The 13,406-nt window shown below is 65.0% G+C and carries 11 protein-coding genes; 9 read left to right on the top strand and 2 right to left on the bottom strand.

Annotated elements, in window-relative coordinates; all coding sequences use genetic code 11:
* Nucleotides 1-32 precede the first annotated feature (32 nt).
* The 9 genes from RFM98_RS11115 to RFM98_RS11075 all read left to right on the top strand — a co-directional run bounded on the left by RFM98_RS11115 (nucleotide 33) and on the right by RFM98_RS11075 (nucleotide 9,529).
* On the top strand, nucleotides 33-815 hold the full coding sequence (locus RFM98_RS11115; RefSeq protein ID WP_320308905.1) for a DeoR/GlpR family DNA-binding transcription regulator: 783 nt from the start codon (nucleotides 33-35) through the stop codon (nucleotides 813-815).
* Nucleotides 812-2,191: an FGGY-family carbohydrate kinase gene (locus RFM98_RS11110; RefSeq protein ID WP_320308904.1), complete on the top strand. Its 1,380-nt coding sequence runs from the start codon at nucleotides 812-814 to the stop codon at nucleotides 2,189-2,191. Before RFM98_RS11115 ends, RFM98_RS11110 begins: the two co-directional genes overlap by 4 nt.
* Nucleotides 2,188-3,732 (top strand): sugar ABC transporter ATP-binding protein, encoded by a 1,545-nt coding sequence (locus RFM98_RS11105; RefSeq protein ID WP_320308903.1) that lies wholly within the window; start codon nucleotides 2,188-2,190, stop codon nucleotides 3,730-3,732. The genes RFM98_RS11110 and RFM98_RS11105 overlap by 4 nt, the downstream gene beginning before the upstream one ends.
* A complete protein-coding gene (locus RFM98_RS11100; protein ID WP_320308902.1) occupies nucleotides 3,729-4,727 on the top strand; it encodes an ABC transporter permease subunit in 999 nt (332 codons plus the stop codon). Before RFM98_RS11105 ends, RFM98_RS11100 begins: the two co-directional genes overlap by 4 nt.
* Before the next feature lie 83 nt (nucleotides 4,728-4,810).
* Nucleotides 4,811-5,749, top strand: coding sequence for an ABC transporter substrate-binding protein (locus RFM98_RS11095; protein ID WP_320308901.1), 939 nt, complete (start codon nucleotides 4,811-4,813; stop codon nucleotides 5,747-5,749).
* Between the two features lie 83 nt (nucleotides 5,750-5,832).
* Nucleotides 5,833-6,726: a sugar phosphate isomerase/epimerase family protein gene (locus RFM98_RS11090; RefSeq protein WP_320308900.1), complete on the top strand. Its 894-nt coding sequence runs from the start codon at nucleotides 5,833-5,835 to the stop codon at nucleotides 6,724-6,726.
* Nucleotides 6,727-6,813: 87 nt separating this feature from the next.
* Nucleotides 6,814-7,299 (top strand): hypothetical protein, encoded by a 486-nt coding sequence (locus RFM98_RS11085; protein ID WP_320308899.1) that lies wholly within the window; start codon nucleotides 6,814-6,816, stop codon nucleotides 7,297-7,299.
* A gap of 186 nt (nucleotides 7,300-7,485) precedes the next feature.
* Nucleotides 7,486-8,925 (top strand): aldehyde dehydrogenase family protein, encoded by a 1,440-nt coding sequence (locus RFM98_RS11080; RefSeq protein ID WP_320308898.1) that lies wholly within the window; start codon nucleotides 7,486-7,488, stop codon nucleotides 8,923-8,925.
* 22 nt (nucleotides 8,926-8,947) lie between these two features.
* On the top strand, nucleotides 8,948-9,529 hold the full coding sequence (locus tag RFM98_RS11075; RefSeq protein WP_320308897.1) for a DUF1349 domain-containing protein: 582 nt from the start codon (nucleotides 8,948-8,950) through the stop codon (nucleotides 9,527-9,529).
* A 158-nt stretch (nucleotides 9,530-9,687) separates the two neighbouring features.
* On the opposite strand, the gene RFM98_RS11070 is transcribed toward RFM98_RS11075, so the two are convergent.
* Nucleotides 9,688-11,259, bottom strand: a complete 1,572-nt coding sequence (locus tag RFM98_RS11070) for a glycosyltransferase (protein WP_320308896.1) — start codon at nucleotides 11,257-11,259, stop codon at nucleotides 9,688-9,690.
* A gap of 26 nt (nucleotides 11,260-11,285) precedes the next feature.
* The gene (locus tag RFM98_RS11065; protein WP_320308895.1) at nucleotides 11,286-13,400 is read right to left on the bottom strand and encodes a glycosyltransferase; all 2,115 of its coding nucleotides are present in this window, start codon (nucleotides 13,398-13,400) and stop codon (nucleotides 11,286-11,288) included.
* Nucleotides 13,401-13,406 lie beyond the last annotated feature (6 nt).

Raw genomic sequence — 13,406 nt, 5'->3', positions numbered from 1 at the left:
TGCCATAAAAATTGGCATTTGAGGAGGAAAGGTTGAGCGACTCCGGCCGCCAGCGTCAGATCGTCGAACTCTTGCGGGATCGCCCGTTCGCCTCCGTGCGCGAGCTGCAGGAGCGGCTTGGCGTTTCGGCGGCGACGGTCAGGCGCGACATCGACAAGATCGACGAGGCCGGCGAGGCCAGGAAGGTCTATGGCGGCATCTCGGCGCTCGACGGCGCCTCGCAGGCCGACGTCGCCTATGCCAGACCCTATGACGAGAACCGCGATCTGGCGGTCGATGCCAAACGGCAGATCGCCGCTGTCGCCGCCACCATGGTGCGCGACGGCGATGCCGTCATCGTCCATGGCGGCTCGACTTGCTTCCATCTCGGCGTCAGGCTTGCCGACCGCAACATCCGCCTCTTCACCAATTCCATGCCGCTCGCGGCCTATCTCGGCGACCATGGCCATTGCAGCCTGACCATCGCCGGCGGCGATCTACATCGAGAGCCCGGCATCATCCATTCGCTTACCCAGGCCGTGCCTTTCTATGCCTCGAAATTCTTTCTCGGCGCACAGGGCCTTGGCCACGAGGGCGTGCTGGAATCGCATCCGCTGCTAGTGCGCTCGATCGTCGACCTCAGCTTCTGCGCCGACCAGATCGTGGTGCTGGCCGACAGCCGCAAGCTGTCGATCCACGCCCGCAACGTCGCGCTGCCGCTGTCGCGCATCGGCACGTTGGTGACCGATGACGGCTTGTCCGATGTAGACGCGCGCATGCTGGAGGACGCCGGTGTCACCGTGCGCATCGCTCCGTCCTCGGGAGCCGTCCAGTGAAGGTGGCGGTGCTCGATTTCGGCAAGACCAATTCGAAGCTGTTCGTCTTCAGCCAAGACGGGCGCATCATCGATGAACGGCGCACGAAGCCCGACTGGATACGCAAAGGCGGTCTCAGTGTGCTTGACGAGGCGGCGCTGCGTGACTGGGCGCTGCAAGCCGTCAACGAGGCCGCGGAGGCCCACGGCATCGAAGGCCTGATGGTGTCCGGCCATGGCTGCACCTTCGCGCTGGTCGGCGATACGACGCTGACGCATCCGATCCTCGACTATGAACAGGAACCGCCGGCCGAGATCGCCGTGCGGATCGATCGCCGCATTCCCGATTTCGCCGAGACCTTCTCGCCGCGCCTGCCGCTCGGCTTCAACTATGGCCGCCACATGCTGTGGCTGAAGGAAGTGGAGCCGGGCGCCTTCTCGGCGGCGAAGGCGATCCTCGGCTATCCGCAATATTGGAGCTGGCGCTTCGGCGGCCGCGCCGTTTCGGAAGTCTCCTATCTCGGCTGCCACTCGCATCTATGGGCGCCACGCAAGCGCGATTTCTCCTCGCTGGTCGACGCCGAGGGCTGGCGCGGCCGCATGCCGGCCTTCGCGCGCGCCGGCGCCGTCATCGGAGAGCGGCGTTTTGGCGGGGCCGGCGGGCCGGTCGCCATCCATAACGGCGTCCATGACAGCAACGCCGCGCTCCATGGCTATCGGCGGCAGGACCTTGGGCCGCTCACCGTGGTGTCGACGGGCACCTGGGTGATCGTGCTCAATCCGGACTGTCCGCTCGACGCGCTCGACCGCCATCGCGACATGCTTGTCAATGTCGATGTCGATGGCGGCCCGGTGCCGACCATTCGCTTCATGGGCGGGCGCGAATTCGCCGCGATCAGCGGCAACTGGCAAGGCGCGATCGCGCCAGCCTCGATACAGCGCGCGATCGATGCCCGCATCATGGCCCTGCCGAGCTTTGCCCCGGGTGGACCGATGCCGGGTCGCACGGGCGAGATCGTCGGGCAAGTCTCCGATGCCGAGCAACGCGCGGCCGTGGCGCTGCTTTATGTGGCGCTGATGATCGATCTGTCGCTCGATCTGATCCAGTCAAGCAACACCGTCATCGTCGACGGCGGACTGAACGCTGGCGGCCTGCTTGCCGGCCTCCTGGCCACGCTGCGCCCCGGCCAGTCCTTCATGCAGGGCGCCACGCTGGAAGGCAGCGCCTCGGGCGCGGCCGCGCTCGCTTTCGAGACCGTCGGCCGCGAGTTCGCCGCCGACACGCCCGAACCGGTCCGCGCCGCGGGCTTCAAAGGCCTGGCCGGCTACCGCGACCACTGGCGCGGCTTCATTGCCGAGAGCGGCATCGCCGGCGCCGCGGCGGGAGGGAGACAATGAACGCCGTCGCCGGCACTGCTACGATGCAAAGGCCGGTGCTGGAGATGCGTCACATCTCCAAGACCTTCGGTCCCGCCCGCGCCCTGCAGGACGTGTCGCTCACCGTCAATGCCGGCGAGCTGCATGCGCTGATGGGCGAGAACGGCGCCGGCAAGTCGACGCTGATGAAGGTTCTGTCCGGCGCCTATCGGCCGGATGCAGGCGGCGAGATCCTGATCGACGGCGCGCCGGTCGCCACCGGCGATCCGATCAAAGCCCGCGCCCATGGCATCGCCGTCATCTACCAGGAGCTGTCGCTGGCGCCGAACCTTACGGTGGCGCAGAACATCTTCCTCGGCAATGAGCCGCGCAGGTTCGGCATCGTCGACCGCGACCAGTGCAACCGGCGCGCCAGGGAGATCATCGAGCGGCTCGGCGTCTCCTTCTCGGCGCGCGCCTTGGTCTCCAGCCTGTCGCTCGGCGAGCGTCAACTGGTCGAGATCGCCCGCGCGCTATCGACCAGCGCCCGCATCATCGTCATGGACGAGCCGACCACCTCATTGACCTCGCGCGAGACCGACCGCCTGTTCGAGGTGATCGCGACGCTGAAGGCGCAAGGCATCGCCATCATCTACATTAGCCACCGCATGGAAGAGGTCTATCAGCTCGCCGACCGCGTCAGCGTGCTGCGCGACAGCGGCTATGTCGGCACGCTGGAGCGCGCTGATCTCAATGCCACGCGCCTGGTCTCGATGATGGTCGGCCGCGATCTCTCGGCCTTCTACAAGAAGGATCACCGGCCGCCGGACAGCCAACGCCGGGTGGCGCTGTCGGTGCGCGACATGTCGGATGGCGGGTTGCTGAAGGATTGCTCTTTCGACCTCCACCACGGCGAAGTGCTGGCGCTGGCCGGGCTGGTCGGTTCCGGCCGCACCGAGCTTGCCAGGCTGATCTTCGGCGCCGACCGCCGCACCAAAGGTGAGCTGAAGCTCGACGGCAAGCCGCTCGCCATCGCCTCGCCGCGCGAGGCGCTCGACGCCGGCATCGCCTATCTCACCGAGGACCGCAAGGAACTCGGCCTGTTCCTCGACATGTCGATCACGGACAACATCAATATGGGCGTTCTGGCGAAGGATGCGCGCGCCGGCGGCTTTCGTGACTTCACAGCCGCCGAGAGGCGCGCGGCAAAAGCCATTGCCGACTTGTCCATCCGCACCCATTCGGCGCAGGCCAATGCAGGCTCGCTGTCGGGCGGCAACCAGCAGAAGGTGCTGCTCGCCCGCCTGCTGGAGACCGAGCCAAAGGTCGTCATCCTCGACGAGCCGACACGTGGCGTTGACGTCGGCGCCAAGTCGGAGATCTACCGGCTGATCGACAGTCTCGCCAGCAGGGGCATCGCCATCCTGATGATCTCCAGCGAGTTGCCGGAAGTGATCGGCGTGGCCGATCGCGTGCTGGTGATGCGCGACGGCGCCATCGCCGGCGAGGTGACGGCGTCAGAGGGCAAGCCGCTTCGTCAGGAAGAGATCATGGAACTTGCGACGGGAGCGGCTCAGCGATGACCGACAGCTCAACTGTGACAAAAGCAGCGGATCACGCGGCGGTCAGGAGCCGGCGGCTGCGCACGGCCTTCGCCGCGCTCGGCATGCTGCCGGTTCTGGTCCTGCTTGCCGTTGGCTTCCAGTTCATCAACCCGCGCTTCCTAACCGGCACCAACCTGCTCATTGTCAGCCAGCAGTCGTCGATCAACATCGTGCTCGCCGCCGGCATGACCTTCGTCATCCTCACCGGCGGCATCGACCTCTCCGTCGGCTCGATCCTCGCCGCCTCGGCGATGGTCGCGGTGATGGTGTCGCTGGTGCCGGACTGGGGCATGCTCGGCATTCCGGCCGCCATTCTGCTCGGTCTCGGCTTTGGCGTCATCAACGGGCTGCTTGTCGCCTATATCAGGCTGCCGCCCTTCATCGTCACGCTGGGCTCGCTCACCGCCGTGCGCGGCGTCGCCCGCCTGCTCGGCGAGGACACGACGGTGTTCAATTCCGACCTGCCCTTCGATTTCATCGGCAACGGCTCGCTGTTCGGCATTCCGTGGCTTGTCATCATCGCGCTGGCGGTGGTGGTGCTGTCCTGGCTGGTGCTCAGGCGCACCGTGCTCGGCACCTGGATCTATGCCGTGGGCGGCAATGCCGAGGCGGCGCGCCTCACCGGCATCAAGGTGCCGCTGGTGCTGCTCTTCGTCTATGGCGTGTCTGGCCTGCTCGCGGGCCTCGGCGGCGTGATGTCGGCGGCCAGGCTCTACGCCGCCAACGGCCTGCAACTCGGCCAGTCCTACGAGCTCGATGCCATCGCCGCGGTCATTCTCGGCGGCACCAGCTTCGTCGGCGGCGTCGGCTCGATCTGGGGCACGCTGATCGGCGGCCTGATCATCGCGGTGCTCTCCAACGGGCTCATTTTGGCCGGTGTCTCGGACATCTGGCAGTACATCATCAAGGGATTGGTCATCATCGTGGCGGTCGCCCTCGACCGTTACCGGCTCCAGGCCGGAGCAAGAACGTGATTGACCTCGGTCGCCGGCCTGACAGGTCGGATTGTGTGTAACGCACCGTGAGAGGCGCGGGGCAATCGGAGGAAGCAAGTAAAATGAAGACCATCGCCAAACTGCTCTGCGGCGCAGCCCTCGCAAGCCTCGCCATAGCGCCGGCATCCGCCAAGGACCTCAACAAGGTCGGCATCTCGGTCGGCCTGCTCGGCAATCCCTTCTTCGTCGCCACCATCAAGGGCATCGAGGATGCGGCCAAGAAAATCAATCCCAAGGTCGAGGTGACGTCGGTCTCGGCCGACTACGACCTCAACAAGCAGGTCTCGCAGATCGATTCCTTCATCGCCGCCGGGGTCGACGTCATCATGCTGAACGCCGTCGATGCCAAGGCGATCGCGCCCGCGGTCAAGAAGGCGCAGGCGGCCGGCATCGTCGTCGCCGCCTTCGACGTCTCGGCGCCGGGCGCCGACGTCACCGTGATGACCAACAACGTCAAGGCAGGCGAGGAAGCCTGCCAGTACCTGGTCGACCACACCGGCGGCAAAGGCAACTACGTCATCCTCAACGGCCCGGCCTCGTCGTCGATCCTGGAGCGCGTCAAGGGCTGCAAGAACGTGCTTGCGCAGCATGCCGACATCAAGGTCCTGTCCGACGACCAGAACGCCGAGGGCTCGCGCGACGGCGGCCTGAAAGTGTTCCAGTCGCTGCTCACCCGCTTCGACAAGATCGACGCGGTGTTCGCCATCAACGACCCGACGGCGATCGGCGCACAACTTGCCGCCAAGCAGCTCAACCGCTCGGAATTCATCTTCACCGCGGTCGACGGCGCCCCCGACATCGAGAAGGAGTTCGCCACCGGCACCTCGATGATCAAGGCCTCCGCCTCGCAGGATCCCTATGTCATGGCCGGCCAGTCGCTGCAGATGGCGGCCGATGTGCTGGCAGGCAAGAAGCCTGCCGAGCCGGTCGTCCTGCTCGACCCCAAGCTGATCACCGCCGAGAACCTCAAGGACTACAAGGGCTGGACGGCAGCTCGCTGATCGAACCACGGGAGTGCGGCCGGCATGGCTGGCCGCGCTCCCTTTCCAGGAGGTAGGGACCGGTCCATCAGACGGAGACGAGTATGTCGCGCATTGGAATCCATTCATTCGTCTGGTCGGCGAGCTCCGCGCAGGCGGATATCCAGCGCACGCTGGCCAATACCAGGGAGGCCGGTTTCGACCTGATCGAGTTTTCCTATCTCGACCCGGCCGATGTCGATATCGGCAGGCTGGCCAAAGAAATCGTCGATCACGGTCTTGGCGTTGCGATCAGCATCGGCCTGCCGGCCGACGGCGACATTTCCAGCCCCGACAAGGCGGTCGCCGCGCGCGGGGTCGAGATCCTCAACAGGACGGTGGCGCTCACCCGCGACCTCGGCGGCAGCAAGGTCGGCGGCATCCTCTCGACCGGCCACGGCCTGCAGACCGAGCCGCCGACGCGCGACCAGTGGAACCGCAGCGCCGCGACGCTTGCCAGGGTGGCGGAAACCGCCAAGGCCGCCGGTGTCACGCTCAATCTCGAAATCGTCAATCGCTTCGAGAGCAACCTACTCAATACCGCCGCGCAGGGACTGGCTTTCATCGAGGACACCGGCTCCGACAACATCTTCCTGCATCTCGACACCTTCCACATGAACATCGAGGAGGCCGATGTCGGGCTGGCCATTCGCCATGCCGCGAAGAAGATCGGCTATGTCCATATCGGCGAGAGCCATCGCGGCTTCCTCGGCACCGGCAGCATCGACTTCGCCGCGATCTTCGATGCGCTGACCGCCATCGGCTATGGCGACGATCTCAGCTTCGAATCCTTCTCCTCCGAGATCGTCGACGAGAACCTGTCGAGGAAGACGGCGATCTGGCGCAATTTGTGGACCGACAATATGGAGCTTGCGCGCCATGCGCGCCGCTTCATCGCGGTCGGGCTGGAGACGGCGCGGCGCAAAGCCGATCTCGTCTCGGCAGCGGGGAGGCCCTGACGCTTCGAGAATGTCGAGCGGTGAATTGCGATTTTTGAGGGCCTTGCTCTGCTAAACTCCTGTTGATTCGTCTCGACAGGAAAAGGCATGAGCAAGGCCCTCGGCACATTCGCACTGATCACGGTTTTGAGCGCCTTGCTGATGGCGCTGTCATTGGCCGTGGCGAGGCACGGCTATCCCTATGGTGCGTACGGCGTGAAGCGCCTCGACGGCATTGCCGACGCCGGCTCCTTCCTTGCCGTCGCCGCCATCTATTTCTTCGGCGCCATGCTGATGATGATCCTGCCCATCCGCGCCGCCGGCATCGTGCTGACCCATGCCGCCGACGCCGTCTTCTGGGCGACGATCATGCTCTTCGCGACCATTGTCGGCTCGCTTCTCGCCCGGTGGGCTTTCGGCCAGGGCAGCGCGCTTTGGGCGCTTCTCAACTGGCGCTTCCTGTTTGTCGCGGCAATCGTGGCGGCGCATGTCACCATGAATGATCTTCGCCGAAATGTGTTGCTCAGGAGCCTGTTCTTTGTCGTCTTCGGCGCGGTTACGCTCGCCTGCCTGTTCTGGTCGTTTTCCGTCTGAGGGCGCCGCCATCGGCGTCGATGTCGTGACAGGTGGTCGCGCGCGAGGTCGATGGACTTCCACCGCCGCACACCTAGGTTTATCAAAACCTCCCGGGTGGACCTTTCGGCGGGCAATGCGTATATCATTTGTCTGACAATTGATCGGCGCATTGTCGCCGCGACACAATCTCTCGAAGGAAACAACATGACCGTGCTGCGTAAGAACCTGATCGACGGCGAGTGGCTTGGCGAGGCCGGCTCGCGCAACGTCAATCCGTCCAACACCAACGATGTCCTCGGCGAATACGCTTCCGCTGGGCCGGAAGAAGCAAAGCAGGCCATCGCGGCCGCCAAGGCGGCCTTTCCGGCCTGGTCGCGCTCCGGCCCTCTGGCCCGTCACGCGGTGCTGAAGAAAACCTCCGACGAGATCATGGCGCGCAAGGACGAGATCGGCCGCTCGCTGGCTCGCGAGGAGGGCAAGACGCTGGCCGAAGGCGTCGGTGAGACGATCCGCGCGGCGCAGCTCTTCGATTTCTTCGCCGGCGAGACGCTGCGCCTGTCGGGCGAGATGGTGCCGAGCGTTCGGCCAGGCGTCGGCGTCGAGATGACCCGCGAGGGCGTCGGCGTCGTCGGCCTCATCACGCCTTGGAATTTCCCGATCGCCATTCCCGCCTGGAAGATCGCCCCGGCGCTCGCCTATGGCAACACAATCGTCTTCAAGCCGGCGGAGCTCGTTCCCGAAAGCGCCTGGACCATAGTCGATATCCTGCACCGCGCCGGCCTGCCCAAGGGCGTGCTCAACCTCGTCATGGGCAAGGGCTCGGTGGTCGGCCAGGCGATGCTCGACAGCCCCGACATCAACGCCATCTCGTTTACCGGTTCGGTCGGCACGGGCAAGCGCGTCGCCGCCGCAAGCGTCGAGCATATGCGCAAGTTCCAGCTCGAAATGGGCGGCAAGAACCCGCTCGTCGTGCTCGATGACGCGGATCTTGGCACGGCCGTCGATTGCGCGATCAACGGCGCCTATTTCTCGACCGGACAGCGCTGCACGGCGTCCTCACGCCTGATCGTCACCGATGGCATCCACGACCGTTTCGTCGACGCCATGAAGGAGCGCCTGGACAAGCTCGTCATCGGCGATGCGCTCGATGCCAAGACGCAGATCGGCCCGGTCGTCGACCAGAGCCAGCTCAAGCAGGATGAGGATTACATCGCCATCGGCCGCCAGGAAGGCGCCGAGCTCGCCTTCGGCGGCGAGCGGCTGGAACGCGAGACGCCCGGCTTCTATCTCAGGCCGGCGCTGTTCCTCGGCTCGACCAATGCCATGCGCATCTCGCGCGAGGAGATTTTTGGCCCCGTCGCCAACGTCATCCGCGTCAAGGACTATGACGAGGCGCTGGCCGTCGCCAACGACACGCCGTTCGGCCTGACCTCGGGCATCTGCACGACCAGCCTCAAGCACGCGACCCATTTCAAGCGCAACTCCGAAGCCGGCATGGTGATGGTCAACCTGCCGACGGCAGGCGTCGACTTCCACGTGCCGTTCGGCGGCCGCAAGGGCTCGAGCTACGGTCCGCGCGAGCAGGGACGCTACGCGATGGAATTCTACACCACGGTGAAGACAGCCTATACCTTTGCCGGCTAATCTAATCCGGGGGGCGGTATCGATGACGCCTGGCCTTGCCGATATGACATGGCTCAACCCGCCGCCGCACCATGCGTTCGGCGACGGGACGCTCACCGTCCGGACGGCCAAGGAAACCGACTTCTGGCGTGAGACCTTCTATGGCTTCTGGCGCGACAACGGCCATTTCCTCTACCGTGCCGTCGAGGGTGATTTCAGCGCCGAGGTCACCGTCAAGGGCGACTACAAGGTGCTCTACGATCAGGCGGGGCTTATGCTGCGCCTCAGTGAAACGCACTGGATCAAGGCCGGCATCGAATACACCGACGGGCTGGCCTACTTTTCCGTCGTCGTCACCAACGACACCTCCGACTGGTCCCTGGTCGCCATTGCCGCCGGCAAGGACGGCGTCAGGATCCGCCTGACCCGTCACGCCGAGGCGATCCGCATCCAGTATCTGGACGCCTCGGACGGCCACTGGAAGCCGGTGCGGCTGGCCTATTTCCCGGTCTCGAAAACGGTCGATGTCGGCATGATGTGCTGCTCGCCGCAGCGCGAGGGTTTTGAGGTGGCATTTTCCGGCTTCACAATTGGGCCTGCGATTTCGCGGGATCTGCACGACTGAGCCCGGTGAAGGCGCGGTTCTTTCGTAAGTGCCGGAAAGGCATAAGACGGCGCCTCGCCTGACCCGAGGGGCCCCGATGCCCCGTATCGTTCCTGCGCACACGACTACGGCGCAGGAGGGCCGCTCGCGATCGCTGATCCATCCCGCCTCAGGGCCATTCACCACGGCACATGCAGGATTTCCAGCTTGGGCAGCCCGATCGGCCTGATTCCCAGGTCGCTGGCCAAGGCGCCGAAACCCTCCGTCTCGATCAGCTCGCGGTAGGGGATTTCCGGGAAGCGAAGGCCGCCGCGATGCAGGGCGGCATCGACCAGGAGCATGGTTCCGCCGACGCCGTCGAGGCCGATCCTTTCGAGGTGGCGGACGTCACTCAGATGCAGCCGTTCCTGTGCATGCCGGGGAGGCTGATAAAGGCCGCCATGCACGTGACGGAAGTAGTTGTGGTCTTTCTTGTGTCGCACCGTCACGAAGCTGTTGAGGTCGAAACTGTCGCCGCCCGCCACCTTCACACAGTGCGGCACGACAATGCGATGTCCGGTCGCGATCAGACGGGTGACGACATCCCCGGGAAACCGCCAGACGTCGATGTCGATCCACAACGCCCAGTCGTCGTCCTCGTTCAGCCCGTGGTCGATCAGATGGTTGCGCACCTTGGCGATCCCGCTGCGCCTTTCGCGCTGCCGTTTCCGGTTTGCCCGTCGGTCTCGGTCGAGGCTGGTGCCGAGCGGTCTCTGCAGCAGCTCAATCCCGCGATATTCCTGACCGAGTGCTGCAGCCGCGGCCTGCAACCGTTCCCAGCTGCCGTCCGAGCTGTCGCCTTCGCAGAAGACGAGCCTGATCTTATCTTTTGGATAGTCGAGCTGCCGCACTCCAGCGAGAAACGGCTCGATGTGTTGCGCCGCGTCGCGCAACGGAACGAGTATTGTCACGTTGGTTCCTGCTGGCGGCGGTGCCGCGACCGCGGCTTGGCTGACGCTCTGCCGGGCGGCTTCCTCGTCGAGAACGTTGCCGCGCGTCATGCGGTGCCGAGCCTGATGGAACAGCTTGCGCAGCTTGTGCCGCAATCGCGGCGGCTTCTCGCGCGTCCACCACGTCCCGGCCCAGTGATGGATCGACAGGGTAATGCTGTCGCCGCCGGCCGGCGTGCCGTCCGAGTCGATGGGGGAGAACAATTCAGCCGGATGGAGCGCGAAGGCCGCCCGGTCATGATAGCCAAGTTGCACGGAGGTAAGAACACAAGGTCCCGTCGAGTCGATTGCTTGCCTTGCATGCACCAATCCCGGCAGGAACGATATCAAATGCAGCCAGTACGGATGTCCTGGCGGGCTTGCCATGGTCCCGTTGAACAGAAGGTACGGCAGCCCTCGGAAGTCCGCCTGCACTCGCGCGTGCGTCTCCGGCTCCTTGCAGAACACGATCCGGTCCTCGCCCATGATCGGATCGAAGGGGGCGACGCATTCGCAGTCGATGTCGGCGTAAATTCCGCCGAAATGGTGGAGAAGCAGGTAGCGGCCCGCATCTGCGCGCAATACGCCATGTTCATAGCGGCAAAAGATCTGCAGGAAGTCCGGGTAGTGGCTGGCGACGAATTCGAGCAGAGTCCGGTCGTTCCAGAACATCACCGTCCAGTCCGGATTATGTCGCTTCCAGCTTTCGGCATAGGCATGGTAGCGGGCCGGAACGGTGTCGGTCTTCCACGTCTGGTGCAGTATTTTCGGAATCATACGCATACACTGCGTGGCACCGGGCACAGCCGTCAACTTCCGGCATCGTTCCGCCCCAGGCCCCGGCGCACTGCGTCGCGGATCGCCCGCGGTCCGAAACGGCCCCAAACCACGTCATGAGCGCGGGCGCGCAAGCGCATTATTCGCGCGCGATCGGAACAAAGCCCGACAGCCATGTCGGCCAGTCCCTCATCGCTGTCGGCCAAAAGCACTTCTTCATCTGCGGTCAGGTCGAGACCCTCCACCGCCAGCGGCGTGGCAATGACGGGAATGCCCCAGGCCATGGCCTCGAGGATCTTGATCCGCGTACCGCCGCCCATGGCGAGCGGAATGACGCAGAGATGCGCACCGGCCAGCAGTGGCCGGACGTCGTCCGGGCTGTCGACCAGGCAGACCCCATCCAGTCCCGCCAGGGCGCGAACCGGTGGCTTGGGCGAACGGCCGGCGAGAACGAGCTTCGCCGCCGGCAGCCTCGCGCGGATGCGCGGCAGGATGGTGCGGGCCAGCCGTTCGGCGGCATCGATGTTCGGTTCGTAACCCAGATGGCCCACAAGCAGGATGACGGGGAATCCGTCCGAGACAGCCGGTAGCGGCAGCACCTTGGGTATTCCCTCGGCCCGCGGTATGCCGTTAGGCACGACATCGATAGGCACGGGTTTTGAAAGGAGTGTCCTGAGCCGCTCGCGATCCGAGGTCGAGCAGACCCAGATCCTGTCACAGATGCCGGCGGCCCTACGCTCGAGGTCCCTGGCGCCTGAGAAACGCGGCCTCCAGCTCCTCTTGCGCGGCAGCTGATCGGCAAGGTCGGATTCGACATTGTGCATATCGAGAATGAGCTGCCGAACCAGTGGCCGCGACGGTTCAAGCAGCTTGAACAGGGCAACGCCTTCGACGACGATCGTGTCGGGCCGAAAATCCCGGACCAGCGTTTTGAGGCGTGTCAGCGCCGGCCGGGGAATACGGGCCTCGCCCTTGATCCTCCGCCAGCCGAGCGAAGCGGCTTGCCTCTGGGAGTCGGTGGTCAGTGCGGTCACGTGAATGTCATGGTCGACGGGTTGTGCATCGCCATTCCACGGCGCGACGGAGGCGAGGCAGACCGGGCCGAACGCGGCAGCCGCGACGGCATTGCCGAAATTGCGGAGATCGGCCCCGGATGTCGGCGGAAAGGGCGGGTCGTGGCAGATGATCAGTGTTCGTTGCGGCATTGCCGGGTGCGTCGTTGGAGACGCGCCCGCGCCGATCCCGGTCAGCCGCCCGATATGGATCCTGGCGCGATATTGCAGTGCCTTCCGGCTTCCGCCCAGTTCCTTGTGGGCGCGAACCACGCGCATCATGCCGGCGGCGTCGGCGAACATCCTGTGCTTGATCAACTGGCGCGCGATGCGTTGCGCTATCCAGGCTTTTCGCCATTGCAGCGCATCCCTTTCGACGCCGGCCGTGGCCAGCCTGTCCAATTCGCGCGCTATGGCCAGAAAGGTCCCGCGCGGCGCGGTGATGAAGCGCCGAGCCATTCGCTCCTCGTCATGATGATAGACGAGCACCGGAGCCTCGATCGTGACCGCGTCGGCGCGCGCGAGCAGGGCGGTCCAGTAGCAGGTGTCCTCGTCAAGGTGGATCGCCTCTGGAAAGCGGATGTCGGCAGCCGCCCATTTTGCCACCAGCGCGCTCCCCATGGCGATCGGCCATAGCTCGTTGCGAAGGTACCGCCGCGTGTTCTGGCGCTTGTCAGGGCCATAACCATCCGGCGTCTTGAGCTTGTCCGGCCGGCCTTTCGTGCGCCTTATGCTGGCCCCGATCGCAAGGCCGGCGCCGCTCTGTCTTTCCAGCGCGGCGCGCAACAGAGAAAGGCTTCCGGGCATCACCTGGTCATCGGCGTCGAGAAAGAAGATGGATGCGCCGCTGGCCCGCTCGATTCCCACGTTGCGAGCGGCGCCAGCGCTGTCCAAGCGCACGCTTACCACTTCCATGCGCAAGCCGTGGCGCTGCGCGCATTCCACAGCGACAGCGACTGTCCGGTCGCTCGATCCGTCGTCGATCACAAGGATCTCCCGGATAAGCGATCTGTCGGGAATCAGGCTGGCCAGCGCCGCGCCGATCGTTGCGGCGGCATTTCTTGCCGGAATGATGACGGTGATGTCGGCGGCCATGGGTTC

It is taken from the genome of Mesorhizobium australafricanum, assembly GCF_033977265.1.
GTDB lineage: Bacteria > Pseudomonadota > Alphaproteobacteria > Rhizobiales > Rhizobiaceae > Mesorhizobium > Mesorhizobium australafricanum.
This window is presented reverse-complemented; position numbering and strand designations above follow the sequence as displayed.